The 25,793-nt window shown below is 72.5% G+C and carries 21 protein-coding genes; 10 read left to right on the forward strand and 11 right to left on the reverse strand.

Features of this window, described 5'->3' with window-relative positions:
• Nucleotides 1-80: 80 nt before the first annotated feature.
• Nucleotides 81-1,370, reverse strand: a complete 1,290-nt coding sequence (locus ACTWP9_RS23255; RefSeq protein ID WP_443248175.1) for an MFS transporter — start codon at nucleotides 1,368-1,370, stop codon at nucleotides 81-83.
• Between the two features lie 219 nt (nucleotides 1,371-1,589).
• Between ACTWP9_RS23255 and ACTWP9_RS23260 the strand changes: the two genes are divergently transcribed.
• Nucleotides 1,590-1,988 carry an ArsR/SmtB family transcription factor gene (locus tag ACTWP9_RS23260; RefSeq protein ID WP_443248176.1) on the forward strand — a complete coding sequence of 133 codons (399 nt, stop codon included), beginning with the start codon at nucleotides 1,590-1,592 and terminating at the stop codon, nucleotides 1,986-1,988.
• A gap of 64 nt (nucleotides 1,989-2,052) precedes the next feature.
• On the forward strand, nucleotides 2,053-4,119 hold the full coding sequence (locus tag ACTWP9_RS23265; protein ID WP_443248177.1) for a bifunctional aldolase/short-chain dehydrogenase: 2,067 nt from the start codon (nucleotides 2,053-2,055) through the stop codon (nucleotides 4,117-4,119).
• Between the two features lie 38 nt (nucleotides 4,120-4,157).
• On the opposite strand, the gene ACTWP9_RS23270 is transcribed toward ACTWP9_RS23265, so the two are convergent.
• Nucleotides 4,158-4,505 carry a hypothetical protein gene (locus ACTWP9_RS23270; RefSeq protein WP_443248178.1) on the reverse strand — a complete coding sequence of 116 codons (348 nt, stop codon included), beginning with the start codon at nucleotides 4,503-4,505 and terminating at the stop codon, nucleotides 4,158-4,160.
• A 42-nt stretch (nucleotides 4,506-4,547) separates the two neighbouring features.
• On the opposite strand from ACTWP9_RS23270, the gene ACTWP9_RS23275 reads away from it, so the two are divergent.
• Both ACTWP9_RS23275 and ACTWP9_RS23280 read left to right on the forward strand, forming a co-directional pair.
• The gene (locus ACTWP9_RS23275) at nucleotides 4,548-5,477 is read left to right on the forward strand and encodes a helix-turn-helix domain-containing protein (protein ID WP_443248179.1); all 930 of its coding nucleotides are present in this window, start codon (nucleotides 4,548-4,550) and stop codon (nucleotides 5,475-5,477) included.
• Nucleotides 5,432-6,493, forward strand: a complete 1,062-nt coding sequence (locus tag ACTWP9_RS23280; RefSeq protein ID WP_443248180.1) for a hypothetical protein — start codon at nucleotides 5,432-5,434, stop codon at nucleotides 6,491-6,493. The genes ACTWP9_RS23275 and ACTWP9_RS23280 overlap by 46 nt, the downstream gene beginning before the upstream one ends.
• Nucleotides 6,494-6,526: 33 nt before the next feature.
• On the opposite strand, the gene ACTWP9_RS23285 is transcribed toward ACTWP9_RS23280, so the two are convergent.
• On the reverse strand, nucleotides 6,527-7,759 hold the full coding sequence (locus ACTWP9_RS23285) for a helix-turn-helix domain-containing protein (RefSeq protein WP_443248181.1): 1,233 nt from the start codon (nucleotides 7,757-7,759) through the stop codon (nucleotides 6,527-6,529).
• A gap of 105 nt (nucleotides 7,760-7,864) precedes the next feature.
• Here ACTWP9_RS23285 and ACTWP9_RS23290 point away from each other — a divergent pair, with 105 nt between their 5' ends.
• On the forward strand, nucleotides 7,865-8,152 hold the full coding sequence (locus tag ACTWP9_RS23290; protein WP_443248182.1) for a hypothetical protein: 288 nt from the start codon (nucleotides 7,865-7,867) through the stop codon (nucleotides 8,150-8,152).
• 10 nt (nucleotides 8,153-8,162) lie between these two features.
• Here ACTWP9_RS23290 and ACTWP9_RS23295 read toward each other — a convergent pair whose 3' ends face one another.
• Nucleotides 8,163-8,750 carry a TetR/AcrR family transcriptional regulator gene (locus ACTWP9_RS23295; protein ID WP_443248183.1) on the reverse strand — a complete coding sequence of 196 codons (588 nt, stop codon included), beginning with the start codon at nucleotides 8,748-8,750 and terminating at the stop codon, nucleotides 8,163-8,165.
• 86 nt (nucleotides 8,751-8,836) lie between these two features.
• Here ACTWP9_RS23295 and ACTWP9_RS23300 point away from each other — a divergent pair, with 86 nt between their 5' ends.
• The gene (locus ACTWP9_RS23300; protein ID WP_443248184.1) at nucleotides 8,837-9,682 is read left to right on the forward strand and encodes an NAD(P)H-binding protein; all 846 of its coding nucleotides are present in this window, start codon (nucleotides 8,837-8,839) and stop codon (nucleotides 9,680-9,682) included.
• 104 nt (nucleotides 9,683-9,786) lie between these two features.
• On the opposite strand, the gene ACTWP9_RS23305 is transcribed toward ACTWP9_RS23300, so the two are convergent.
• Entirely contained in the window at nucleotides 9,787-10,755 is a 969-nt protein-coding gene (locus ACTWP9_RS23305; RefSeq protein WP_443248185.1) for a serine/threonine dehydratase, read from the reverse strand.
• Nucleotides 10,756-10,864: 109 nt separating this feature from the next.
• Nucleotides 10,865-13,075, reverse strand: a complete 2,211-nt coding sequence (locus tag ACTWP9_RS23310; protein ID WP_443248256.1) for a HelD family protein — start codon at nucleotides 13,073-13,075, stop codon at nucleotides 10,865-10,867.
• 1,022 nt (nucleotides 13,076-14,097) lie between these two features.
• On the opposite strand from ACTWP9_RS23310, the gene ACTWP9_RS23315 reads away from it, so the two are divergent.
• Nucleotides 14,098-15,408 carry an AMP-binding protein gene (locus ACTWP9_RS23315; RefSeq protein WP_443248186.1) on the forward strand — a complete coding sequence of 437 codons (1,311 nt, stop codon included), beginning with the start codon at nucleotides 14,098-14,100 and terminating at the stop codon, nucleotides 15,406-15,408.
• Between the two features lie 115 nt (nucleotides 15,409-15,523).
• On the opposite strand, the gene ACTWP9_RS23320 is transcribed toward ACTWP9_RS23315, so the two are convergent.
• The 3 genes from ACTWP9_RS23320 to ACTWP9_RS23330 form a co-directional block, all read right to left on the reverse strand.
• Nucleotides 15,524-17,230, reverse strand: a complete 1,707-nt coding sequence (locus ACTWP9_RS23320) for a DNA repair helicase XPB (RefSeq protein ID WP_443248187.1) — start codon at nucleotides 17,228-17,230, stop codon at nucleotides 15,524-15,526.
• Nucleotides 17,231-17,379: 149 nt separating this feature from the next.
• Nucleotides 17,380-17,901 carry a DUF3592 domain-containing protein gene (locus tag ACTWP9_RS23325; protein ID WP_443248188.1) on the reverse strand — a complete coding sequence of 174 codons (522 nt, stop codon included), beginning with the start codon at nucleotides 17,899-17,901 and terminating at the stop codon, nucleotides 17,380-17,382.
• A complete protein-coding gene (locus tag ACTWP9_RS23330) occupies nucleotides 17,898-20,663 on the reverse strand; it encodes a helicase-associated domain-containing protein (RefSeq protein WP_443248189.1) in 2,766 nt (921 codons plus the stop codon). The genes ACTWP9_RS23325 and ACTWP9_RS23330 overlap by 4 nt, the downstream gene beginning before the upstream one ends.
• 274 nt (nucleotides 20,664-20,937) lie before the next feature.
• Here ACTWP9_RS23330 and ACTWP9_RS23335 point away from each other — a divergent pair, with 274 nt between their 5' ends.
• Together ACTWP9_RS23335 and ACTWP9_RS23340 are read left to right on the forward strand one after the other, a co-directional pair.
• Entirely contained in the window at nucleotides 20,938-22,086 is a 1,149-nt protein-coding gene (locus ACTWP9_RS23335; RefSeq protein WP_443248190.1) for a hypothetical protein, read from the forward strand.
• A gap of 106 nt (nucleotides 22,087-22,192) precedes the next feature.
• On the forward strand, nucleotides 22,193-22,660 hold the full coding sequence (locus tag ACTWP9_RS23340; protein WP_443248191.1) for a hypothetical protein: 468 nt from the start codon (nucleotides 22,193-22,195) through the stop codon (nucleotides 22,658-22,660).
• Between the two features lie 89 nt (nucleotides 22,661-22,749).
• Here the strand turns inward: ACTWP9_RS23340 and ACTWP9_RS23345 are convergent, their stop codons facing one another.
• On the reverse strand, nucleotides 22,750-24,009 hold the full coding sequence (locus ACTWP9_RS23345) for a serine hydrolase domain-containing protein (RefSeq protein ID WP_443248192.1): 1,260 nt from the start codon (nucleotides 24,007-24,009) through the stop codon (nucleotides 22,750-22,752).
• A 316-nt stretch (nucleotides 24,010-24,325) separates the two neighbouring features.
• Nucleotides 24,326-24,880: a hypothetical protein gene (locus ACTWP9_RS23350; protein WP_443248193.1), complete on the reverse strand. Its 555-nt coding sequence runs from the start codon at nucleotides 24,878-24,880 to the stop codon at nucleotides 24,326-24,328.
• A 256-nt stretch (nucleotides 24,881-25,136) separates the two neighbouring features.
• Between ACTWP9_RS23350 and ACTWP9_RS23355 the strand changes: the two genes are divergently transcribed.
• Nucleotides 25,137-25,712, forward strand: coding sequence for a hypothetical protein (locus ACTWP9_RS23355; protein WP_443248194.1), 576 nt, complete (start codon nucleotides 25,137-25,139; stop codon nucleotides 25,710-25,712).
• Nucleotides 25,713-25,793 lie beyond the last annotated feature (81 nt).

Consider the following 25,793-nt stretch of genomic DNA (forward strand, 5'->3'; position numbering starts at 1 on the left):
CCCGCGGAGCTGGCGGGCGGGTGGCTGGCACTACGGGAACCACAGCGGTGGGGAAACCGGGCCACTGCCCGGACTCCCACTCAGCGCACACCCGAACCCGAGGCCCGCACACCCGAGGGAAGCCGCACCCGCCGGGCCCGGACGACAACCTCTCGCCGCCCGTTGTCACCGTCTCCCTCACCCCGCCCGCGAAGCACCACCGCCGACGCCCCCGCGAGGGACAACGCGGCGACTGTCGCGCTGAACACAGCGGTTGCGGTGTTCAGCGAAGTGGCATCGCTGAGCGCGCCGGCCGCCACCGGAAGCGCGCCGGCCAGCAGATAACCGCCTGCGGTGAGGGCGGCGTTGGCCTCGGCGAGGCGTCCGGCCGGGACGCCCGCGCTGAGCATGGTCAGGGCGCCGAGCTGGGTGAGGCCCTGGCCGAGTCCGGCGAGCACGGCGGAGGCGACGAGCGCCGGTACCGAGGTGGTACGGACGGCGAGGACGAGCGTGGCCATGCTCACCCCGGTCAGCGCAGCCCCGGTCAGCAGATCCGTCCGCACCCGCAGCCGGCGCGCGGCGAACTGGATCCCCGTCGCGGCGGCGAACAGGACGAAGATGGTGGCCCCGGAGAGTATCCGGCTGCTGGTGTGCAGCAGGTCGGCGAGCAGGGTGGGGCCGAGCGACAGCACGAAGCCCGTGGCCGCGATCGCGGGTGCGAAGACGGCGAGGCCGAGCAGGAGCTGACGCCGGTTGGCGCGCGGCGCGGAGGGGATACGCACCCAACGCCGCGACCCCGAGGGCACGGCCCCCGAGGCCCGGCGCGGCAGCGGCATCCGCAGTACGACCACCAGCGCAGCCAGCAGCAGACCGAGCTGGACCAGGAAGACGGTGACGGACGGCCCGGGCACCAGCTCGGACAGCAGCCCCGCCAACAGCGGGCCGACAGCGGCGCCGCCGACCATCGAGGACGAGGCGACGAGCCCCGCGGTTCGCTTCTGCGTACGGTCCGCGAGATCGGAGACGGCTGCCATCCCGGCGGAGAGGAACGCGCCGACCGCGATCCCGCTCAGCAGCCGCGCGACGAGGAGTACAGGTACGGAGTGCGCGGTGGCGAACATCGCGGAGGCGACGAGGCCGAGCGCCAGTCCGGGCAGCAGCACCGGCTTGCGGCCGAAGCGGTCGGAGAGGGTGCCTGCGACGGTGAGGGTGCCCAGGAGTCCCGCGATGTAGAAGGCGTAGATCGCCGTCAGCGTGGCGGCGGAGAAGCCGATCCGGTCCTGCCACAGCACATAGAGCGGCGCGGGTTCGTTGGAGAGGGCGAGCACGGCGACGACGGGCCAGGCGGCCAGCCACATCCAGCGTGCGGATCGTGCGGACGGCGTGGACATACGGGAGCTCCTGGGCAGGGGAGGGCACGGAGAGGTGTACGAGTAGACTCGTACAAGTAGTACGAGAGAATTCGTACCAGCGGTGGGTAGTACGATGCAACTCGTACTACTCGCAATACGCTGCCCAGCCGCCGTACCGCCCGCAGGGGATCCGCCGGGGATTCGCCGGGCGGCCCGTCGAGCGGTCAGCAGTACGCTCCGCCGTCGAAGGAGGCCCTCTTGAGCGACACGGCCCTCGTCCGGGACTTCCGTATCCCGCCGCCCCCACCCGGTGCCGAGCTCCCCGAGCCGCTGCCCGAGCCCGCCCGGGACGAGATCCGGCTGGAGGCGGTGATGGCGGCACTCAGCGATCCGCTCCGGATCGGCGTGGTCCGCAAACTGCTGCTGGAGTCGGTCGATTTCGACCACACCTGCACCTGGTTCGAGCTGGACCGCCCCAAGTCCTCGCTCACCCACCACTTCCGCGCCCTGCGCGAGGCGGGCCTCATCCGGCAGCGCCAGTACGGCCCCTCCCGCCGCAACCAGGTCCGTATCGAGGACCTGGAGGCACGCTTCCCCGGCCTCCTCGCGCTGATCGCCGACTGGAGCCCGGTCTCCGAGTGGTCCCGGCACCGTTGACAGCGCTCAACGGCCCCCTCTAGCTTGCTGCTTGCGCCGTTTGAATCGTTTCACAAAGGAAGCCATGCCCTCCTCGTCCCACCACCCCGCCGTGGCCGCTCTCCTCGGCCGCGCTCATACGCTCGGCGCCGATCCGCGCAACACCAACTACGCGGGAGGGAACGCCTCCGCCAAAGGTGCCGCCACCGATCCCGTCACCGGGCAGCCCGTCGAGCTGATGTGGGTCAAGGGGTCGGGCGGGGATCTGGGGACGCTCACCGAGCAGGGGCTGGCCGTGCTGCGGCTGGACCGGCTGCGGGCGCTCACCGCCACCTACCCCGGTGTGGAGCGCGAGGACGAGATGGTCCCGGCGTTCGACTACTGCCTGCACGGCAAGGGCGGCGCCGCACCGTCCATCGACACGGCCATGCACGGACTGCTGGACGCGGCACACGTCGACCATCTGCACCCGGACTCCGGCATAGCCCTCGCCTGCGCGGCCGACGGCGAGAAGCTGACCCGGGAGTGCTTCGGCGAGTCCGTCGTATGGGTGCCCTGGCGGCGCCCCGGATTCCAGCTCGGGCTGGACATCGCCGCCGTCAAGGAGGCCAATCCGCAGGCGGTCGGCGTCGTACTCGGCGGGCACGGGATCACCGCGTGGGGCGACACGTCCGAGGAGTGCGAGCGCAACTCGCTGTGGATGATCCGTACGGCGGAGGAGTTCCTGGCGCGGCACGGCGTCCCGGAACCGTTCGGTCCGCTCCTCGGTGACGGTTACCGGCCGCTGCCCGAGCCCGAACGCCGGGCGCGGGCCGCCGCGTTGGCGCCGGTGCTGCGCGGGCTGGTCTCCACGGATGCACACGAGGCCGCAGGGCGGCTCGTCGGGCACTTCACCGACGCCGGGCCGGTACTGGACTTCCTCTCCCGCGCCGAGCACCCCCGGCTCGCCGCGCTCGGCACGTCCTGCCCGGACCACTTCCTGCGTACCAAGGTCCGCCCTCTCGTCCTCGATCTGCCCGCCACCGCGCCCCTCGACGAGGCGATCGCCCGGCTGCGCGAGCTGCATGCCGCGTACCGCGAGGAGTACGCCGCCTACTACGCCCGGCACGCCACCGCCGACTCACCCCCGATGCGGGGCGCCGACCCGGCGATCGTTCTCGTACCCGGCGTCGGCATGTTCTCGTTCGGCAAGGACAAGCAGACCGCGCGGGTGGCGGGCGAGTTCTATCTGAACGCCGTCAATGTGATGCGGGGTGCGGAAGCCGTCTCCTCGTACGCGCCGATCGAGGAGTCGGAGAAGTTCCGGATCGAGTACTGGGAGCTGGAGGAGGCGAAGCTGCGGCGCATGCCGGAGCCCAGTCCGCTGGCGGGGCGGATCGCGCTGGTGACCGGGGCCGCCTCCGGCATCGGCAAGGCGATCGCCCGGCGGCTGTCGGCCGAGGGTGCGTGTGTGGTGGTCGCGGACCGCAACGGTGCGGACGCGGTCGCGGTCGCCGAGGAGTTGGGCGGGCCGGACAAGGCCGTCGCCGTCACCGTCGATGTGACCCGCGAGGAGCAGATCGAGGCCGCGTTCGCGGCGGCTTCGCTGGCCTTCGGCGGCGTGGATCTCGTCGTCAACAACGCGGGAATCTCCCTCTCCAAGCCCCTCCTGGAGACCACCGCCGCCGACTGGGACCTCCAGCACGACATCATGGCCCGTGGCTCCTTCCTCGTCTCCCGCGAGGCGGCCCGGCTGATGCGGGCGCAGGGGCTGGGCGGCGACATCGTCTACATCGCCTCCAAGAACGCGGTCTTCGCGGGCCCCAAGAACATCGCCTACGCCGCGACCAAGGCCGATCAGGCCCACCAAGTGCGGCTGCTCGCCGCCGAACTGGGGGAGTACGGCATCCGCGTCAACGGCGTCAACCCGGACGGTGTCGTCCGCGGCTCCGGGATCTTCGCCGGCGGCTGGGGCGCCCAACGCGCCGCCGTCTACGGGGTGGAAGAGGACAAACTGGGCGAGTTCTATGCCCAGCGGACGCTGCTGAAGCGCGAGGTCCTGCCGGAACACGTCGCGGCAGCCGTCTTCGCCCTCACGGGCGGCGATCTGACCCGTACGACGGGGCTGCACATCCCGGTGGACGCCGGGGTGGCAGCGGCGTTCCTGCGGTGAAGCGCCTTCGGCGGTGAAGCCCCTCCTGCGGGGAGGACTCAGAGCATCCCGAAGAAGGAGAGGACGATGAACCCGACGACGAAGACGGTGAAGCCGAGCCGGGTACGACCGCGCCGCCCCAGCTCGATCATGAGGGCCGACAGGGCTGTGGCGGCCACGAGTACGCCGATGATCAGCGCGGACTTGTTCTCCTGAACCGCCTTGACCGTCTCGCCGATCCCGCCGAGCAGATACACGGCACCGGCCAGCATGAGGGCCCGTCGTGCGTTGACAGGGGTGTTCCTCCGCTGCCGGAGGAACGCCCTCCGCTCGGCGGGGGAGGACGTCCGCATCCGCAGGACGTCCTGCTGGAGTCTCTCGTAGTCGTTGCTGCCTGGGGCGCTCATGCCCGCACGATAACGCCATACGGCGCTGCGTACCCTGGCCGGGTGGGCGGCCAGGGTGAGGGGATCGTGAAGGCGGCGATGGGTCCGCTGCTCCGCCATGAGGACCGGTACGGCGGCGACGCGGTGGCATCCGCGGCCCGGCGGATATGGACGACCGAACGGGCACGACCGGGTCCGACGCCCGACAAGGGGCGGGCCGCCGAGGTCGCGGAGCTCGCCCAGATCGCCGGCTGGCTCCTCTTCGACGCGGGCCGGAAACACGCGGCCCGCCATGCCTTCGCGGACTCCCACACGCTGGCCGTACGCGCCGGTGACCGCCCTCGACAGTGGTTCGCCCTCGACATGCTCGCCATGCACGCCGTCGCCACCGCCGACCCGCGCCAAGCCCTCGCGCTCTCCGAGGAGTTGCTGACCCGCCCCGGCATCCCGCCGCGGGTCGCCCTGCTGGCCCGCGTACGACAGGCCCGTGCCCTGGCGCAGACGGGCGAGCGCGCCCGGGCCCGCGAGGTGATGCGCCGGGCACGGGGCGGACTCCAGGACTCCCTGGCCCCGCGCGACCCCTCCTGGACCTGGTGGGTGGACGAAACGGAAGTCCTCGGCCACGAGGCGCAGATGCTGCTGACCCTGGGCGAGCCGGGCGCCGCCGTCCTGCTCTTCCACCGCGTCAACGAGACGATCCCGGCAGGCCGCGCCGCCCTCTACCACTCCGTCGCCGAGCTCACCGCCCAGACCCACGCCGGTGCCTGGCCGGAAGCCGCCACGACCCTGACCCGCACCGCCCATCTCCTCACCACCGTCTCCTCCACCCGCAGCACCACCCACCTCCACCACACCCTGCGCACCCTGGACCGCAAGGCCCCGAACCGCCTCTCGGACCACATACGAGACACACTCCGCGCCGCTGAGAAGGGAGGCCGATCGCCGACGTGTTCGCGGACCTGTTCGCCTGCGCGCGATGCGGCACCACGCTGACCGCCGCCGTGTCTCGGGTTGCGCTTCCCGTCCATGCCCATCAGTCGTACGGGCACGAACTGCTCCCCGCGCTTCTCGAATCCGGGACGTACGCCGTCGATCCGGAGCCTTCCGGGCCGCCATGGCGGCTGTGGAGCGAGATCGGTCCCGAGGAGGCGGAAGCCCGCGGGGTGTTCGCGCCGGTCCCCGCCCTCTCCTTCGGCGCGCCCGGGGCTGTCGTCGTCGCCCCGGGCGACACTCACGGTACGGTCCCGATCCCGGAACGCTGCGACGGCTACTGCATCGGGCTGGACGGGAGGGACGGCCCGAACCTGGCCTGCGCCCAGTGCGGGCAGCCGGTGGCGACCCGTATCGACGACTGCTCGCTGTGGCAGTCGGTGCGGCTCGCACCCGACGCCGTACGGCGCGCTACCGCCGACGTTCCCGCCCGCCCCATCGCCGACTGGGCGGCACTTGTGGCGGAGGGGCGGAGCACTCCGCCGATCGCGCCGTCCGGGGCCTGGAATCCGCGATGGGAGGCGGCAGTCGGCGCGGCGCTGGCCCATCTGCTGGCCGCTTCGGCGGGCAGAGCTGTGGCCGTACCCGAAGGCCTCGCCGCGCACATCTTCGGCCGGGCGCTCGATGCGCTGCTCCCGCCCGGGCCGCCCGCGCGGAGCGTCACCTTGGCCGGCCCTGGCCTGCCCGGCCCCGACCCGGCCGCCGCCATCGCCCTGGTCCCGCAGCACCCCCAGACGGGGAACGCCTGGCAGCCGCCCGCGTCCGTCGAAGTCGCCCCGCTGGCCGCCGACGTATGGATGCACCTCGCTTTCCCTCGCGGCCCGCTGATCCCCGCAACGGGCGGCCTGCCCGCCGGCGTCCTCCGCGACGATCCGCCGCCGATGCATCCCTGGAGCGTCTTCCGGCCCGACCCCGACGTCTTCCTCCACACCCTCGCCCGCCTCCCCACCGTCCGCGAGCCGTGGCTGCGCCGCCTTTACGACCGCGTGCGGGCCCGACCCTATGGGTGGCCGTTCTAGAGAGCTGTTGAGGAGTACGCCTCCGCGGTGCGTTCAGTCGTGTTCGCGCAGGGCAGCCAGCAACGGGCGGCTCTCCCGGGCGCGGTGGCGGACCAGCGAGGCCGCTGTGGTGTGGAGCTCGTTCCAGGAGTGAGGGCGTCCGATCTCGGCGGCGTCGGGTACGGCGGACAGGGCGGTGTTCAGAGCCTGTTCCGCCTCGCCCGCCTCGGCGTACGCGTGGGCGAGGCAGGCGCGGTACCACGTCTTGTCGCGGCGGTAGGTGTCGGGCATCGAGCGCAGGCTGCGGGAGAGGTGGCTCGCTGCCGCGCGCCACTCGCGCAGGTGGAGGCAGGCCATGCCCTGTTGCAGGGTGAACCAGTTCTCGTCGTAGAAGTACATCCATACCGGGCGCTCAGCGGCGCGGCTCACCAGCTGTTGGGCCTGATCCAAGAGGCGGTGGGCCGCGTCGGCCTCACCCATGAGCGCGTATCCGCGACCGGCCATCTGTGCGGCCATGCCCTGGACGCTCAGCGACGATCCCGGCGCCGACCAGCGGGAAGCCTCCGCAAGCCGCACACACCTGAGTGCCCGCCCCTTGGACCACGCCATGTGGGCCTTCATATTGAGGGTCGTGGCCGCCATGTCGGGGTCGCCGGCCTCCAGGGCCCATTCGTGGGAGCGGTCGAACCAGGTGAGCGCGGCGGCGGTGTCGTCCTGGTCCTGGGCCATCCAGGCGAGGAACTGTGCGTGCTCGGCGGCCAGTCGCACCACGCGGTCTGCCAGCTCGCCACGCGCGCCCGCGTGCAGGCTGACGACCGTCCGCAACTGCTCGCGCATCACAGACACGAGGGGCCTGGAGCCGATGAAGTCCTCGGCGCGGCGGTGTTCGGCCAGCAACCGGTCCAGCCAGTCGAGCGTCGCCGCGTCGACCCGGTGCGCGGCGTCCACGACGCCGGTGATGCGCGCCAGCAGATCCTCGTCGGGCATCGTGCCCGGAAGCCCCAGCCCCGCAACGGGCAGCGCGCTCGCAGCCCCGCCCTCCTGTGCGTTCCCCGGAACACCGAGCCCTTCGACGATCCGCTGCCGCACCTCGGCCGAGGTCACCTTGCGGCGCCCCCGCTCGATCTCGGAGACGTCCGACTGCGCGAGCCCCACCCGCTCCCCGAGCTTGGTCTGGCTGATGCCGGTGAGCCTCCGGTACGTACGGAAGACGGCGCCCCAGTCCGCGTTCCGGAGGGCATCCGCGAGTCGCGGATGAGACCACAAGTCCTGGTAGGGATCGCCCATTCATCCAATATAGGGCGCCCCTATAGGCCGCCGGGATGGGGACAACCCCCCAGTCCCGCAAGGATCTTGGCCGTCGTACTCCGGCAACGAAGAGGAGCGGAACCGATGGCCGACCAATACGATCCGAACAGCATGCGACTGCTGCCGTGGGTGAGTGACATGGGCAAGCCGTGCTACTTGGTCGGCGAGGCCGACGGGGTGGTGGCGACGTTTGCCGACCGCGTCGAAGCGCGCCAGCTCGCCGCTGCGCAGGCGGCCCTCGCGGAGGCGCACTCCGCGCTGGACGACCCCGCGGCCGGGGCCCTCGCATTGCGGCTGGCGCTCAAGAACGCCTCGTCGGGCCTGGCGAACATGCTCCGGATCGCGGAGAGCCGCAGAGCGCAGGCCCGGTGATTGCTCGCGGCTACAAGGCGTCGAGCCAGCGCAGCAGGCGGTTGCCCTCGCGGGTCATGATGTCCGGGTCGCGGAGGGCGTTGGCCAGCAGAGACATGCCCTGGTAGGCGGAGACGAGGGTGACGGCGAGGTCGTCGGGGTCGGGCAGGCCGAGGGCGCGGAACTGGTGTCCGGCCCAGTCCAGCAGTTGCCGGAGCACGGCGCCGACCTCCGCGTCGAGGGTCCCGTCCGCCCGCTTGTCGAGCTCGACGGCCAGGGTGCCGGTGGGGCAGCCGTGCCGCGCGGCGACATCGCGCTGCTCCAGCCAGGCTTCGACCAGGCCCTTGAGGCGCTCACGCGGATCAGCCAACTCGTCCAACCGACCAGTCAGTATGTCCAGATGCGCACTGTGCTCGGACAGCGCCGCCTGGACCAGTTCGTCCTTGGTCTTGAAGTAGTAGTAGACGTTTCCGACGGGCACATCGGCCGCCCGCGCGATGTCGCCGAGGGTGGTGCGCTCGATGCCCCGCTCGTGCAAGACCCGAGCCGCCGCCGCCGTGAGCCGCCGCCGCTTCTCCGAGCCCCGCGCCCGCGGCCCCCGCTTTTCTGAGTCAGTCACCCAACTCACTATAGACGGCCCCCGGTGGGGCTGTGCTACGGTCTGGCCGAAGTAAGTCAGTCGACTAACTCATTTGGAGAATCCGCATGATCGTGGTGACAGGCGCAACCGGCAACATCGGACGGACACTGGTACCGCTGCTGGCCGAGGCGGGGGAAGCGGTTGTCGCGGTCTCGCGGCGAGCACAGCCCGCGGGGCTTCCGGACGGAGTCCGGCACGCCCAGGCAGACCTGGGGAACTCCGCAAGCATGCGGCCGGTCCTCAAGGGCTCCGACGCCCTCTTCATCCTGCTGGGCGGCGAACTCAACGGCCCCGGCGAAAGCGCCGAGGCGCTGCTGGACGTAGCCGTCGAAGCAGGCGTCAAACGGGTCGTCCTGCTCTCCTCCCAGATCAACTCCACCCGCCCCGACGCCCCCTCACACACACGCCTGCGCGAGTTCGAGGCCGCCGTACGTGCATCAGGGGCGGAGTTCACGCTTCTGCGCCCGGGCGGGTTCGCCTCCAACGCCTACGCCTGGGCCGAGTCGGTGCGTACGAAGCGCACGGTGTTCGCCCCGTTCGGCGAGGTGGCGCTGCCGGTCGTCGACCCGGCGGACATAGCCGCGGTCGCCGCCGCCGCGCTGCGCGAGGACGGTCACGCGGGGTGTACGTACGAGCTGACCGGCCCCGAGGCGATCAGCCCGCGTCACCAGGCCACGGTGATTTCCGAGGCTCTGGGCGAGGAGGTGGCGTTCGTGGAGCTGTCCCGCGAGGAAGCCCGCGCCCACCTGGCGCAATTCATGCCGGAGGAGGCCATCGGCGGCACCCTGGACATCCTCGGCGCTCCCCTCCCGGCCGAGCAGGAGATCAGCCCGGACATCGAACGGGTCCTCCGCCGTCCGGCCAGGCCGTTCGGCGAATGGGTCGCGCGCAACCTGCCCGCATTCCGGTAGAAGCTGTCCAGCCCGGGCGGCGCGGCGAGCCGGGGCGGATCGTCGAGGTTGCCCGTGCGTACGACGGCGGAGCACGGAGGGGAGCCGCAACCAGGGCGGAGCCCTCACCCCCCGAGCTCACCCGGATCCGCATTGCCTCCGCACAACACCACAACAACCCTCTCCCCGGCGGAAGGCACATAAGCTGCCCCCTCGCCAACCCCCACCGCTCCCTCGACGGCGGCAACGGCGGTAGCCGCCGCATTCTCGACGGCCAGCCGATACCGCTCCCACAACTCCCGCCGCGCCGACACCACCGCCTCGTCCCGCACCAACACCGACCGCACGTTTCGATGCCCCGCAGCGGACAACGCCATCGGCGTGGCACGCCGCGCCCCCAACGCATCAGCGGCGACGGAGTCGACCGTCACATCGACCACACGCCCCGCCTCCAGCGCGGCGTTCAGCGCCCGGCACCGCTCGGGCTCGACAGCCACCACCCGGATCCCGTGGTGCTCCGCGGCCGCCGCGACCCCGGCGAACAGGCCGCCCCCGCCCACCGACACCACCACGGTGTCGACGAGCGGCACCTGGGAGCGGATCTCCTCCACCAGCGTCCCGGCCCCCGCCGCGATCAGCGGGTGGTCGTACGCGTGCGACTGCAAAGCGCCGGTCTCGGCCGCGAACGCCTCGCACGCCGCCGCGGCCTCGGCGTACTCCGTACCGACGAGCCGTACATCGGCCCCGTACGCACGCAGCCGGTCGACCTTCACCTGCGGCGCCGTCTCCGGGAGGAACACCGTCGCGGGCACCTCCAGCCCCCGCGCGGCCCAGGCGCACGCGAGCCCCGCGTTGCCGCCGGAGGCAAGGGTGACGCCGGCGTCGGGCAGCTCGCCACGCTCCCGATGCGCGAGCAGGAAGTTGAGCGCGCCCCGCGCCTTGAAGCTCCCGGTGTGCTGCATGAACTCCAACGCGAAGAACAACTCGTACCCCGGCGCGGCCCCGGCGTCCGCACGCGCGACCGCGACAGGACGAACGCCGTCGGCAACCCGATCGGCGGCGGTCTTGACATCTCCGTAAGAAAGATGATGCACAGCGCGACTCCTGGACATGCTCAGACGTGCTCGGATGTGAAGGGACAACGGGGCAAAGAGGCAAACATCTACATTACGGCTACGTTACGGCCTCGCACCGACCGCCCCGTCAACTCGTCGGCCCCCCTGTCAGCACATCCGCCGACAGCGCCCCCGGAAGGGGCTCCGCGTGTACCACGACGAGCCCCGAAACCGCTCGGGTCAGCGAGACGTACAGCCGGCGCAGCCCCGTCCGCTCGTCCGGCTCACCGGCCACGATCGCGGCGGGCTCGTCCAGCACCACGTAGTCGTACTCCAGACCCTTCGCCAGGGTGGCCGGTACGAGCGTCAACCGCGCGTGAGCACTGGTCTCCTCACCGGGCGACAGACAGTCGAGCCCCGCGGCGTCCAGCGCGGCCCGCAGCGCGGCGACCCGCGAGTCGGTGGCGATCAGCCCGACCGACCCCTCCCGCTCCAGCACCTCCCGGCAGGCATCCACGACCATCCGATCGAGCGTTTCACCGACCGAAGGTGAGGAGAGCGAGGACAGCGAGGACGGCGAAGACAGCGAGGACGGTGAAGACGGCGAGGACGGCACATCCGCAACCCGCCGCACCGCAAAGTCCCCCGGCGACTCCCGTACCGACGTCGCGGGCCGCAGCCCCGGCGCGATGGCGGGCAACAACCGGGACGCGTACGCGATCACCTCCCGCGGCACGCGGAACCCCTCCGTCAACTCCTCCACCACTGCGCCCGGTTTCCCCAGATGCTCCAGGGCGGCTTCCCAACTCTCGGTGGCCCACGGTGTGGTGCCCTGCGCCAGATCGCCCAGCACGGTCGCCGACCCGGTCGAGCAGCGCCGCCCCACCGCCCGGTACTGCATCGCGGAGAGGTCCTGCGCCTCGTCCAGCACCACATGCCCCAGGGAGGGGGTGCGCTGCACCAGGTCGGCGGCCTCGTCCACCAGCACCACATCGGCGGCCGACCACTTGGCGCTTCCGACCCCGCGCGGCGCCTTCTCCCACAGGATCGCCCGCTGCTCCGCCGGATCGAGCACGCCCTCCGCCTGCTCCGCGAGGAACTCCGCGTCGGACAGCAGCCGCAGCACCAGCTTCGCCGGATCGACCACCGGCCACACCTGGCGCAGCACGGCCTTCACCGCGGCGTTGCGCGCGACGGCGTCCTGTACGCGGTCGTCGGGCGCTTCCCCGGCCTGCTCCATCCGCACCAGCACGGCGTGTGCGATCCGCTGCGGCAGCGCCTCACGCGCCGCGCCGTACCGCATGTCACGCGCCAGCAACTCCCGTACCAGCTCCTCGATCTCGTACGCGGGAATGCGCCACCGGCGCGAGCCGCGTACCACCACACAGGGTTCGTCCGGGAGCGGGCGCACGCCCGCGCGCACGGCACGGCGCAGCATCTCCGCCATCCGGGCATCGCCCTTGATCCGGGCCGCCGCCGCGCTGTCCACCGCCCGTACGGGAACGTCGGGCCGCGCCACCAGCGCCTCGACGGTCGTCTGCCGCACTGCCACCTCGCCCAGCGCGGGCAGCACTTGCTCGATGTAGCGGAGGAAGGAGTCGTTCGGGCCGATGACGAGCGTGCCCGTGCGGGCCAGCCGCTCCCGGTGCGCGTACAGCAGATACGCCACCCGGTGCAGACCGACCGCGGTCTTCCCCGTCCCCGGTGCCCCTTGCACGCACACGGTGCCTTCGATCCCGGCACGGACGATCTCGTCCTGCTCGGGCTGGATCGTGGCGACGATGTCCCGCATCGGACCGACGCGGGGGCGTTCGATCTCGGCCTGGAGCAGCGCGCTGGTGCGGCGCGGTGCACCCGGGGCCCGCTCCGCGTCCGTGGCTGCGGCAGGGCCGGTCAGGTGCTCGTCCTCGTACGCGGTCAGCTCGCCGCCCGTGTACCCGAACCGCCGACGCAGCCCCACACCCTGCGGGTCCTTGGGGGAGGCGCGGTAGAACGGCTGCGAGACCGGGGCCCGCCAGTCGATGACCATGGGGTCGCCGTCCGCGTCGTGGACATGTCGCCGCCCGATGTAGAACGAGTGACCGCCGCCGGACGAATCCCCGCCGCCGCCGGACGAATCCCCGCCGCCCCCGGACGAATCCCCGCCGCCCCCGGACGAATCCCCGCCGCCGCCGGACGAATCCCCGGCGCTGTCGTCCCCGATCTCGTCCAGGTAGTCGAGGCGGCCGAAGAACAGTGGCGCGTGCGCGAGATCGGCCAGCGATGCGATACGGGCCTCGATACCGGAGGCGAGCACCTCGGCGTTGACCCAGTTCGCGGTCACGTCCCGGATGTCGAGGGCCTCTGCATCGGCCCGCATGGAGCGCAGCGCGGCGCGCGAGGCCGCGAGATGGGCGCGTTCGCGTCCGAGGGGGTCATCTTCGGGGGAGGCGAGGGGGTCGTCGTCGGGGGAGGGTTGATCGGTCGGGTCGGGTGCGGGTCGAGTGGTCACCAGGCTGCCTCCGGCGGGCACGGTACGGGCACCTGCATGCCGCATGCAGCGCCTCGCCCATGCATGCGGGCACACCGCATCCAGGGCATGCGGAGGTGCGGACGCCGGGCGCGCAGCACGCGGGTGCGGGCGTACAGTTCGACAGGTCTACGCAGATCTACGTACAGGTCTACGAACGAGCCCGGCCGGTTTCCGTGCGGCGGGCGCCTCGCGCCGAGAGGGGCGGCGAGGGGGCAAGTCGGGGATTGTAGCCACGTCCTGGGAGGGCGGGCGAGCCGTTTTCGGGGCCGCCCCGGACGATGCCGTTTCGATGTCCGGGCGGTGACTCGATTAAGGTCGTCGCCCGGCGGCAATCAACGGCGATCCGGGACGGTCCGCCCTCCCGGGGACGAGGGAGGCGGCACGGGTGACTGGCAGCGGCGCCGCGCACCCCAGCCCCGCGCGCGCCGCAAACCCGCCCGACCAGCCCCTTCACGGCCCGGCCCGGCAGCTGCCGGCGTGCGCGCGAGCGGCGTACACGGCGGCGACGTACCGCCACGTCCCGCTGACACCGGGCGTTCCCCGGGCAAGAATCAGCAGGGACGGTCAGGTCGACGATTCGGCCACCCACCCGGAGACGACTGCCCGAGGACGGCCCCGGGAACGACCGGACCGGGGGCGTCCGCTCCGGAGACCAGGGAAGAGACGGGTAGGACCGAAAAGACGGACGGACGAGACGGACCGACAAGACGGACGGAATCCGGCCGCTCCCGCCGACAGGCACTGCCACCAGGCAACCGCCCACCGGCACCGCCGACCGGCACCCGTCGGCAGGCTCCTGCCTGCCGACGCCGCCGACAGGCAGCAGGACGGCCGACGACCAGAGTGTGAAGAGGCCCGAGGAGGCCGGTGTGCGAAGCACAATGCAGGACATCCCGCTGACCGTGACCCGGCTCCTCGTGCACGGGGCGCTCGCGCACGGGACCTCCCAGGTGACCACCTGGGCGGGAACGGCAGGCGGGGCGGAACCCGACCGCCGTTCGTTCCTCGACACGGGCGTCCGCGCCATCCAGCTCGCCGGCGCCCTGCACGACGACTTCGGGGTGACGGACGGGGACACCGTCGCCACCCTCATGGCCAACACCGCCGACCACCTGGAGGCGTATCTGGCCGTGCCCTCCATGGGCGCCGTCCTGCACACGCTCGACCCGTGGCTGCCCGCCGACCAGCTCGTCGCGGCGGCGGTGCGCGGCGGCGCCGAGGTGCTGATCACCGATCCCACAGGGCTCGCACCGCTCGCCTCCGTACTGCCTCGCCTCAAACACCTGCGGCATGTGGTCGTCGCGGGCGGCAGTGACTCCGCGGCCGTGGTCAGCGGCACCGCCTACGGCGCCGAGGTGCACGACTACGAGGAGTTGATCACCGACCGCCGCAAGCGCTACGACTGGCCCGAGATCGACGAGCGGGACGCGGCGGTGCTCTGCCACGCCGCGTCCACCGACGGCACAGCCCCGCGCGGGGTCGCCTACAGCCATCGCGCGCTCTATCTGCACGCCCTCCAGGCGCAGACCCCGCAGGCGTACGGCATCGGTGAGGACGATCTCGTGCTGCCCGTCGTACCGATGTCCCGGATGCTCGCCTGGGGGCTGCCGTACGCCGCGTTCGCCGGCGGTGCCTCGCTGCTGCTGCCCGGCGCCTACGACCAGGCCGCGCCGCTCGCCGAGATGGCCGAACGGGAGCGGCCCACCCTCGCGGTCGCCGACCCGGCCGTGTGGGACGGCGTACTGGAGGAGCTGGCCGCCCACCCCAGGGACCTGTCCTCGCTGCGGGAGGCCGTGGTGGTGGGCGGGCCCGGCGAGGAGCCCGGCGGTCCGCTGCTGGCGCAGGAGCTGGGCTGGCGGCACGGCATCAGCACGGCGGCGGCCTGGGGAGTGCCCGAGACGCTCTCCCCGGCGTGCGTGGCCCGCCCCGAGTCCGGCCACTACCGCTTCCCCGCCTCGGTCGAGTACGGCGTCTCAGGGCCCGACCAGACGCCGCTGCCCTGGGACGGCCAGTCCCAGGGCGAGCTGCTGCTGCGCGGCCCGTGGATCACCGCCTCGTACGTGGAGGACGAGGCGCCGTTGCACGAGGGCTGGCTGCGTACCGGCGAGACCGCGGCCATCACCCCGGACGGCCGCGTCGCCATGAAACCCCCGAAGACCTCCACCCGGGAGGGCCGCTGAGGGAGTGTGGGGGCGCGCCCCGAAGGGGCGCGGGGAACTGCGCGCCAAGCCACCACCAACCCGCAGTCCGCATGCCCCCGACAGGGGCACCCCCTCCCCGGAACGGCTGGAGGGCCTACACCTCGTCGGGCTCCGGGTCCGCACTCCCGGCACCGTCCGCACCGGTGCCGGTGTCGGCGCCGGTGCTCAGCAGCTCGACCGAGTCCACGATCCGGTACGCGTACCCCTGCTCCGCGAGAAAGCGCTGGCGGTGCGCCGCAAAGTCCTGGTCGATGGTGTCCCGCGCCACAACGGAGTAGAACCGTGCCTCGTGGCCGTCGGCCTTCGGCCGCAGCACCCGCCCGAGCCGCTGCGCCTCCTCCTGTCGGGAACCGAAGGTTCCCGACACCTGTATCGCCACGGTGGCCTCGGGCAGGTCGATGGAGAAGTTGGCCACCTTGGAGACGACCAGACAGGTCAGCTCGCCCGCACGGAAGGCGTCGAAGAGCTTCTCGCGCTGGGCGTTGCTGGTCTCGCCCTTGATGACGGGCGCTCCGATGTGCTCGCCCAGCTCGTCGAGCTGGTCGATGTACTGGCCGATCACCAGCGTCTGCTCGCCCGCATGGCGCCGCACCAGCGCCTCGGTGACCCGCCGCTTGCTGTCGGTGGTCGCACAGAAGCGGTATTTCTCGTCCTGCTCGGCCGTCGCGTACGCGAGCCGCTCGGAGTCGGTGAGGGTGACACGGACCTCGACACAGTCGGCGGGCGCGATGTAGCCCTGGTTCTCGATCTCCTTCCAGGGCGCGTCGAACCGCTTGGGGCCGATGAGGGAGAACACGTCCGACTCGCGCCCGTCCTCCCGTACGAGGGTCGCCGTCAGCCCGAGGCGGCGGCGGGCCTGCAGATCGGCCGTGAACTTGAAGACCGGCGCGGGCAGCAGATGCACCTCGTCGTAGACGATCAGCCCCCAGTCGCGGGAGTCGAACAGCTCCAGGTGCGGGTAGACGCCCTTCCGCTTCGTCGTGATCACCTGGTACGTGGCGATGGTGACGGGGCGGATCTCCTTCTTCGTCCCGCTGTACTCGCCGATCTCGTCCTCGGTCAGCGAGGTGCGCCGCACCAGTTCGTGCTTCCACTGGCGGGCCGAGACGGTGTTGGTGACCAGGATCAGCGTCGTCGCCTGCGCCTTGGCCATCGCACCGGCGCCCACCAGCGTCTTTCCGGCGCCGCACGGCAGCACGACGACTCCGGAACCGCCGTGCCAGAAGCCCTCGACGGCCTGCTGCTGGTAGGGGCGCAGCGCCCAGCTGTCCTCGTGGAGATCGATACGGTGCGCCTCACCGTCCACATAGCCGGCCAGGTCCTCGGCCGGCCAGCCCAGCTTCAGCAGCACCTGCTTGATCTGGCCGCGCTCGGAGGGGTGCACGGCCACCGTGTCCGGGTCGATCCGCTCGCCCACCAGGGGCTGGATCTTCCTGGACCGCAGCACCTCCTCCAGCACCGGCCGGTCGCTGGTCTCCAGCACCAGCCCGTGCGTGGGGTGCTTGCTGAGGCTGAGCCGCCCGTACCGCGCCATCGTCTCCGCGATGTCCACGAGCAGCGCGTGCGGCACCGGATACCGCGCGTACTCCACCAGCGCGTCCACCACCTGCTCCGCGTCGTGCCCGGCAGCCCGCGCGTTCCACAGCCCCAGCGGTGTCACCCGATAGGTGTGCATGTGCTCCGGAGCCCGCTCCAGCTCCGCGAACGGCGCAATGGCCCTCCGGCACGCCTCGGCCAGCTCGTGATCGACTTCGAGCAGCAGCGTCTTGTCGCTCTGCACGATCAGGGGGCCACCGTTCACGCGTCACCCTTTCGACGTTCCGGTTCGGGGACCAAACGTCCAGTGTGCCGCACGGCGTGCGAGAGCGAAGAGCTCCGAAGGGCGATCTTGACAGCTGGGCACCTCCCGCTCCGGCGGAGCTCCTGGTGCCGACACGGCAGCCGACACGGTCACCCCTGCGGGCGGGCGGTGGCCGTTCCGGCCTTCCGGTACCGGAGCAGCAGGACAGTGCCCAGCCAGCTTCCGGCGAGACCGGCCACAAAGGCGGCGGCCGGGAAGGCGTAGCGGGCCAGGGCGGTTGCCTCGAAGCGGACGTCGGCGGCCGGGTCGGCGGGGTCGTAGCGGACCGGCGCGCGATCGCCGACAGCGGGCAGCTTGTCCTCGGCCCGTCGCTCGGTGAACTCGACGGTGCGCCCCTGGTGGGTGGTGAACCGGTACTCGACCGGGAAGCAGGTGTACTCCTGGCTGCCGCTCTTGCCCGCGTTCCGGACACAGGTCTTCTTCCCGCCTATCCCGGTGACGGTCGACTCGGCCCGTTCGGCGCGGTGTGCGAACAGCGCGGCTTCGACGAGCAGTACGGCTCCGAACACGGCGAACCCGGCCGCGGCCACCGTGAACCCCCACAGCCCCTTCGGTATGCCAGGCTTCGCCCGCCGTCCACCGCCCCCGGCTCCCGCGCCGGACTTGGTCATCCCTCCGCCACCTCCGCCGCTCCTGTGATCCGGTGCAGCGGGTAGGTGCGGACCTCGTCGGCGGTGTGGTCGTAGGCGGTGACGAAGCCGCCCTCGACCTTGACCGGGGCGATGACGCGCTGCGAGGCGGCGCCGTCCGCGTTGACGTAGCCGATCCACACCGGGGTGCCGGAGAGGGTGGCGGACTGCATCGTGGCGAGGGTCTCGGCCATGACGGTGCGCGGCAGACCACCCTCGGGCGGCGGGGCGGTGGGCAGCTTCGGTTTATGGGGGAGCGTGGCGGCGTGGTCGCCGGCCCGGATGGCGCGGACGGCGGCGGTCAGCAGCGCGGCGTCCGGCGCGGGCGGGCCCTCCGGCACCGGCTCCGGCGCGGTACGCGGCGGAGTGCGGTGCGCATCGGGCCGCGCCAGCAGCACATCGCCCTCGGCGGACTCGGCGGCAGGCGCGTACCCCATCTCCCGCAGCCTGCCCAGCAGCTGGTCCGGCGGGGCGGGCGAGGCCAACACCGTGGGGGCCAGCTTCCGCAGCCGCAGCGGTGCCGAGCGGCGGTCGGCGAGGATCTCGGCGAGCAGCGCGTCGTCATCGCAGCGCACATACGAGGAGGCGGCACCCACCCGCACCTGCCCGTGCCTGCGCGCCACGTCGTCGATCAGGTACGTCAGCGGCTGCGGCACCGGCGTACTGGAGTGCTCAGCGAGGAAAGCATGCAGGTCGGCGGCGGTACAGCCGGTATCGAGAGCGCGGCGGACCGAACCGGGTGTGAAGCGGTAGACGGTCGCGCCGCCTTTGGACTCCACGTCGGCCAGTACGGAGAGGAACGCGGACAGGTCGCGCTCCAGCGGGCCGGGCGCCACGGCGGTGAGGTCCGCCTGGAGCAGCACCTCGGAGAGGGGTTCGGGGAGGTGGGGGGCCAGCGCCTTGGCGACGGCGGCGCGGGTGACGTCGGCGGCTTCCGCATCGTGCGGGCCCCGGGTGGGCCGGCCGCCGACCGTTCCTACGGCCCGCAGGGGGCGTACGTAAGAGGCGAGGGCGCCCCTTCCGGTGACCCCCAGCGTCTCCGCCTCGTCCAGCGCCCAGTCGAGCAGGCGGGCCCGCAGCCCCTGGCCGCCGACGGCCTCACCTTGCCCGGCGGTCTGTCCGGCAGCATTCCCGGCGGTCTGCCCCACCGCTTGCCCCGTCGCTTGCCCCGCGGCTCGTGCTGCCGCCCGGTTGCCGAGCAACGGCCGCTCCCAACGCAGCCGCTCGCGCACCGTGCCCCGCTCGGGCGCCGACCCGGGCGCCGACTCGGCGAGCAGGGCGAGCGCACGCTGCCGCACCTCGGGGGTTGGACTGCGGTCCAGGCCGGGCCCCAGCGGAGTCAGCCCACGGCCCCTCGCATCAGTCGCCGACTCACGGCTCCTCCCCCACTCCCGGCTTCGGTCGAGCGGGGGGACCCCCTCGAGCGGGAGGTTCCCGCCGGCCAGCAGCCCGGCCGTGCGGGTCGCCGCGTACCAGGCCACGGCCAGCGTCGCCCACCGCTCGGCAGGCGCGGCGCGCAGCCACTCGTCGTACGCGGGGGTCGGTGCATACGCCTCGTCGACCTCACCGTCGGAGGCCACCAGCCCCGCCACATAGGCCAGCTCGATCCAGAAGGCGGCGGCCGGCTCCGGGAGATCGAGGGCAACGCCGGTCCGCTTGAGGTCGCGTACGCCCAGCCCGCCCGCGCGCAGCACCGGAGGTGGCTCCGACTCCCAGTAGCCCAGCAGCTCCTCGACGGTCGCCACCGCCGTCAGCGCTTGCCCGGCCGCCGTGGCGTCCACCGTCGCGGGGTCGTACGTCCGCGCCACGGCGAGGGGCGGCGCGGTCGGCTCCAGTACCCGGTGCGCACGGCCGCCGCGCAGATGCAGGGCGACCTCGCGGGGCAGCACGACACTGCCGGGCGGGCTCTTGCCTGCGCCTGCCCCTCCGCCTCCTCCTCCGCTTCCGGCCGGCTCGGCGCCGGTGGGGACCAGCAGCGCACGGTCCAGCAGCCAGCCGACCGGCGGCGAGGGGGCCTCCAGGTCGACGGTGCCGTAGGGCGGCCCCCACTCCAGCTTCCGCAGCACGGCCTCCGCGCCCTCCGGCGCCTCGGCGAGCAGCGCGGCCATCCGCTCGGGGTCGCTGAACAGCTCCGTCAACGCGGACAGCGCGCTGACCGGGTCATGCGTACCGGGCAGGCCCACACAGGCCAGCATCTCCTGCAACCGCGAGGGCGAGGGCTTCGCGGACCCGGCCGCCGCCACCGCCTCCACCAGCGTGGGTCCCAGGCCGGTGGGGGAGGGCGAGGTGAGCAGCTCCCGCGCCGTACGGACCAGCCGCGGCTGCTCCTCCGGGCCCCAGACGAGGGCCCGCGCACGCAGCTCGGCGAGCGCGTGCGGCAGCCGCTCGGCGGCCGCCTCGCCCGGCAGCAGCCTGGCGAGGGCGTCCTTGACGGCAGGGCGGCTCTCCTGCGGTGCCCCCCCAGAGGAGGGCAGGGCGCCGGGAGCGACGGCCAGCGCCTCCGCCGTCTGCAAGGTGAACTGGTCCAGATGCTCCAGCGCCCGTATGACGGAGGACCGGGTCCCCGCGCGGGTGGCGAGCTGGGTGAGGTCGCCCGGCACGGGGGAGAGGAGGTCGGGACGGGCACGCAGCAGCGCCGCGAGCGCACTGTCGTCCCGGGCGCGGAGGTCCTCCGCGAGAGTGCGGGGTGCCTCCGGCGGTGGGACCGGCCGAGAGGGAGAGCCCCCGTTCTGCTCACTGCTCATCCTCCTAACGGTAGCGGCCCCCTGCCCCGCCACCGGCTGCCATGAGGGCTCTCCGTGGGTGGGCGCGGGGCGGCCGGGCTCGGGTGGCGCCCCTCGGTGCCGCCGTCGTGGTGCGGGCCGCGACGGCTCACCCACCCACCCGTTGCCGCCCCAGCCCCGTGCTGTCGCCGCGCGGGACGGGTCGTTCGCCCATCGGCCCGTACTCCCTCCCGGGAGGGTCGGCGCGGTACGGTCGGGTGGAGGGCATGAAGGGCTAACGGGCTGCGGGGACTTGGTGGGGATCGAGAGCGATCAGCTTGTCTTCGACTATCTGAGCCGGGTCGGGGACCTGGCGCACAGTACGCGGATGACCGCTGCCGAACGGGCCCGGCTCGTCGGCGGCTTGCGCGGAGAGATCGACCGGGCCCGGGCCGCGGAGGGCGGCGCGGTGACCAAGGCTGCCGTGCAGAAGATCCTCAACCGGATCGGCCGCCCCGAGGAGGTGGTGGCCTCCGCGAACGGCGGGGAGAGCCCCCGCCCCGCCGCGCCGATGCCCTCCGACGAGGCACCGGCGGCGGCGGACAAGGCGGCCGGCAAGCGCGCTGCCCGTGCCTCGCGGCAATCCGATACGGAATCGCATCCGTCCGTGCCCACCCAGCGCTCCGGCACCGGGACCCCTACCGCGGCTTTCGGCGCCTCCTCTCCGCATCTGGCAAGCCTCGACGAGCTGGGCGACGCGGACTCCGACCCCGACTGGTGGCGCGTCGATCCGAGCCCGTTCGGCACCGGCCCCGGCGGCACCAACGCCGTGGCCGCCGGGGAGCCGGTGCCGGGCTTCGTCGGCGGCATCGAACTGCCGGAGGTACTCAAGCCGCCGCCCGCGGACGGGGACGCCCGGCCGGAGGGCCCGAGCGCACCGGCCGCGCCCGGCGCCCCCGCCGCGCCCCAGCCCGCCGGGCAGGCCCCGGCCGCCCCGGCGCAGGCTCCCGGCGCCGAGGCCGTCCCCGCCCCGTCGACGGCCCCCGGACTCGGTGCGGCTCTGCTGATGCGGCGCCTGCTGCGCGGCAAGGGCGGCGGGCAAGACGAGGGAGTCAGCAGGCGCGGCGGCGTGGTCGAGTGGACCGCGGCGGTCCTGCTGGTGGCCGGCTCCGTCATCGGCTCGCTGATCCCGCTGGCCCTCGGGTGGCTGGCCGCCTGGTGGTCGCCGAAGCTGAGCCGCAACGAGGCCAAGTGGGCGGCTCTGGGCATGCCCGGAGTCGTACTCGGCGGCATGGCGGTCTGGCTGTGGGGCCGCGCGGACAACCGGTGGGGCGAGCCCCTCGCCAAGGGCAGCGACGCCCTGCGCGAGGCGATGAGCGACGCCTTCCCGGTCCTCCTCCGCGTAGCGGCGGTGGCCAGCGCCCTCTATCTGGTCTGGCGGGCCAGGAAACCCTCCCAGGGCTGAGGGAGGACCGAGCGGGGCATGGGCCTTTGACGGCCCGGTCGGGTGCCGGTGCCCGGTCGCGGCCCCGGCTCCGGCCGCAGCGGGGCGGGTGCCAGACTCCGTGTCCATGTCCTCGTCCTCTCCCTCCCGTTCCCGGCTGACGGCAGTTGCTGTGCCGGTGCTTGTCCTCGGTGCGGTGGGGTGTGCGGTGGAGTCTCTTCGGCTCTCCGACGAGCACCTGCACCAGATGTCGTCTGCCTGCCGCTATCTCGACGTGTCCGGAATGCAGTTCGCGACGGCGTATGCGGGCACGGGGATGGCAGTCCTCGTGGTGCTTCTGTACGCCCGCCGTCTCGCCTCCACCCGTACCGACTCACGCAGCTTCGCCGCCGCGCGCCGCTCGGATGCTGCCCCACGGGTCACCCGGGCCGACGTCCTTGCCGCAGTGGCCACGGCCCTCGCGGCCTGTGTGCTCCTCGTCAGCGGAGTGGCCGTCTGGGCTGCCCATGGCCAGCAGGCGGAGGTCACCGCCAACGCCGGCCGCCCGTTGTGCGAGGGGTCGGAACCGGCGTCGGGCGGCGTGCTCACCTGGTGACGTCCGCGCGTTGGCCACCCGCTCCACTGTGCGCGGCGCCGGTCGCGTCGGCCGCCCGTGTCGGTCTGTGCCGACCCCGACCGCCTGCGTCAGCCGTCCGTGCCGCACAGGGCGTGGTCGACCAGCTTGCGGGTGGCGGAGTTGAGCCGTATCTGGTCGGGTATGCCGCCGTCGCTGGTGAGGGAGACCGTGACCGCGCGGCGGCCGTCGTCGGTGACACCGGTGCGGGTGTAGGAGCCGAAGCCGTCTCCCTCATGGTGACGGTAGCTCCCGCCGCAGGACAGGGGGTTCTCCCGCAGACCGAGGCCATAGCCGCCCTTGGGCCAGGCGGCGACGTCGTCGGGGTCGTCGGTACGCTCCACCGTCTGCTTCATCTCGGCGAGGCGGTCCTTGGACAGCAGCTTGCCGGTCATCAGGGCGCGGTAGAACGTGCCGAGATCCCGGGTGGTGCTGATGACCGCGGAGTCGGCCGTGTGCTGGAGGCTGTGCTCGGTCACATCGAGCGGCTTCCCGTCCTTGCCCGGCAGGGGCAGGGTGACCCGGGCGTGGGGGCCCGGCATGAAGGGGTTGGCGCCCGCGGCATGCGTTGCGCGGAGTCCGAGCGGGGCGATCACGCGGTGCTCGACCTGCTCTCTCCAGGGGAGCTTGCCGGCCTTCTCGGCGATCATGCCCGCCAGCAGGTAGTTGGTGTTCGAGTACGCCCAGCGCGGGGGGTCGCCCCGACGCGGCGTGAACAGCGGCTTGTGCCGCATGGCGACGGCAACGTACGAGGCCGCCGGGGTGGTGTCGTAGCGGTACTTTTCGAAGTCCTGCAGGACGCCGGCCAGTTCCGGATCGTCCACGTAGTCGTACAGCCCGCTCGTCTGTCGCAGCAGGTCGCGGACCGTGATCCGGGAGCCGTCGTTGCCGTTGCCCTTGACCACGCCCGGCAGCCACTTCTCCACCGTGTCGTCCAGGGACAGCTTTCCCTCGTCGGCCAGTTGCAGCAGGACGACGGCGGTGAAGGTCTTGGTCGTACTTGCCGCGCGGAAGCGGGCGTTCCACGGCACCGGCTTGCCGGAACCAGCTCTGGCCCGTACCGCTGTGCGGCCGTCTCGGATCTCGGCCAGGACCTTGACCTTGCCGCCCCCTGCCTTGCGAACGGCCGCCACATCGTGCCGGAGCACGCCGAGGCTCGCGCCGGTGCGCTGTGCGGCGGCCCGCTCGCCCGTGCCGCCGGCCTCCGCTCCGGCCGCGCCCGCATGCTGGGTGCCGGCGAGGGCGGTCAGCACCGCCGCCGTCACCGCCGCCGTCCCCCAACGAGTCGTACGCGCAGTCGTACGTGCAGCCGTACGCGCATGGAAGCGCATCGTCGGCCCCCCTCTCCTCCGCGGCATCGGCCCCGGTCTTCCGCAGAGGCCCGGCGCCCCCGCTCACACCAGAAGACCAGCGCGGACAGGTTCGGCACGATGGTGCCAAGGCCCGACTGTGAGGGGGTGCTAGCACTACCTCCGCCGGCCCGCTCGATGCCGACCCGCTCGATGCCGGCCCGCTCCATGCCGGCCGTTCCATGCCGCCGGAAGCCCGCCGTGAGGGCTTCGCGACGTGGCCGGGTGCCAGTGCGTCTTGGCTGAACGCGGCGGAGCCGCAAATGAAGCAGGCCCCGCGCCCCTTCGGGGGCGCGCGTCAGCGGCGTTTGCCGGTGAGGCTGGCCATGCCGAAGGTGCCGGCGCCGGCGACGGCGAGTCCGAGGAGGGCGATGCCGCCCTTCAGGCCCTTCCACCAGAACTCGGCGGGAGCCCCGGGCTCGTGCTCCATCATCGCTTCGAACGCCTCGCTCCCGCCGGCGTCGAGGAGCACGAACACGAAGCCGTTGCAGACGCCCATGAAGACGGCGGCCATGGCCAGCAGGGCGGGGGCGACGTAGGCGCCGGGGTTGGGCCCGCCCATCTTGCCCGCCACCGCGCCCACGGTCAGCGCGAGTACGAGCCCGAAGACCACGTACATGATCCGCAGTCCGACCTTCGACAGATCCTCGTAGCTGGCGAGGAGCAGCCCGGCGAACACCGAGGCGCCGACGCCGGAGATGAGCCAGCCGAGCAGGAACGCCTTCGCCCCGCTGCCGCGGCGCTGCGGCGGGAAGCCGGGCTGGTACGGATAGCCGGGCCCCATGGGCGGCTGCATCGGTTGCATGGGCGGCGCGGGCTGCATGGGCTGCTGCGGTGGCCAGGGCTGACTCATCGTTCCCCCGTATGTGAAGCGTCTGCCGACGTGTGTGAAGTGTCTGCCGAGATCTGAGCGCCCAAGGTACCGAAGGTGCTCAGGTGCGGAAGACGTCGCGGGGGTGCGAACCGCAGACGTTCCGCGTCGGTTACGCTGCCGGTCAAGTGCTTCGAGACTGTCATGACCTGGCAACCGGCAATGACATCGGCACGGTGTTCCGGTACAAGCTTTACAAGCTTTCCAGTACAAGTGCTCACGCACAACGGGGGATCATATGCGTATACGTCGCGCTATCGGCGCCGCGAGTCTTGTCCTTGCCGCAACGGCCGTCCTCTCCGGATGCGCCGACGACCCGAAGGACAAAGCCTTCGGCGGCCTGGGGGACGTCGACGACCTGCCCTCGGCGCCCAATTCGCCCTCGATCCCCTCGCCGGGCAGCACCGACACCCCCGGGCTCAGCTCGGGCGGCAGCGGCTACAGCGGAGGTTCCAGCAGCGGCAGCAGCGATCTGCCGACGCCTTCCTCGCCGCCTACGTACAACCCCAGCGCTGTCGGTGAGGTCGACGGCTCGCAGTGCCGCTACAGCCGCTCGCTCGGCAAGATCAACTACGACCTGCAGATCCAGAACGCGTCCACCGACCAGGCGTTCCAGTACAGCATCACCGTCACGTTCAAGGTCGGCTCGTCGCCCGACTCCTCGATCGCGACCCGGACCATCGGCACCCGCTTCAAGACCGTGACGGTCTCCCCAGGCGGCACCCGCAACATCACCGTGGACGTCTCGCACTCCACCAACGACCGGATGGTCTACTCCTGCCAGGTCACCAGCGCCAGCAAGTCCCCGTCGTAAGCCGCGCTCGCTCCTGGGACGACGTAGCCCGATGCAGTCGCCCGCATACCTGCTTCTGGTGCCACACGTGGTGTGCGAGCG

This window comes from Streptomyces sp. 3N207 (assembly GCF_052246355.1).
Lineage (GTDB): Bacteria > Actinomycetota > Actinomycetes > Streptomycetales > Streptomycetaceae > Streptomyces.

Coding starts and splice junctions, on each gene's coding strand:
- ACTWP9_RS23350 (WP_443248193.1), bottom strand. CDS start 24,880: ATGAGTCAGCCCTGGCCACCGCAGCAGCCCATGCAGCCCGCGCCGCCC.
- ACTWP9_RS23325 (WP_443248188.1), bottom strand. CDS start 17,901: ATGACCAAGTCCGGCGCGGGAGCCGGGGGCGGTGGACGGCGGGCGAAG.
- ACTWP9_RS23345 (WP_443248192.1), bottom strand. CDS start 24,009: ATGCGCTTCCATGCGCGTACGGCTGCACGTACGACTGCGCGTACGACT.
- ACTWP9_RS23285 (WP_443248181.1), bottom strand. CDS start 7,759: ATGGGCGATCCCTACCAGGACTTGTGGTCTCATCCGCGACTCGCGGAT.
- ACTWP9_RS23300 (WP_443248184.1), top strand. CDS start 8,837: ATGATCGTGGTGACAGGCGCAACCGGCAACATCGGACGGACACTGGTA.
- ACTWP9_RS23265 (WP_443248177.1), top strand. CDS start 2,053: ATGCCCTCCTCGTCCCACCACCCCGCCGTGGCCGCTCTCCTCGGCCGC.
- ACTWP9_RS23270 (WP_443248178.1), bottom strand. CDS start 4,505: ATGAGCGCCCCAGGCAGCAACGACTACGAGAGACTCCAGCAGGACGTC.
- ACTWP9_RS23355 (WP_443248194.1), top strand. CDS start 25,137: ATGCGTATACGTCGCGCTATCGGCGCCGCGAGTCTTGTCCTTGCCGCA.
- ACTWP9_RS23255 (WP_443248175.1), bottom strand. CDS start 1,370: ATGTCCACGCCGTCCGCACGATCCGCACGCTGGATGTGGCTGGCCGCC.
- ACTWP9_RS23340 (WP_443248191.1), top strand. CDS start 22,193: ATGTCCTCGTCCTCTCCCTCCCGTTCCCGGCTGACGGCAGTTGCTGTG.
- ACTWP9_RS23330 (WP_443248189.1), bottom strand. CDS start 20,663: ATGAGCAGTGAGCAGAACGGGGGCTCTCCCTCTCGGCCGGTCCCACCG.
- ACTWP9_RS23290 (WP_443248182.1), top strand. CDS start 7,865: ATGGCCGACCAATACGATCCGAACAGCATGCGACTGCTGCCGTGGGTG.
- ACTWP9_RS23310 (WP_443248256.1), bottom strand. CDS start 13,075: ATGCGGGCCGATGCAGAGGCCCTCGACATCCGGGACGTGACCGCGAAC.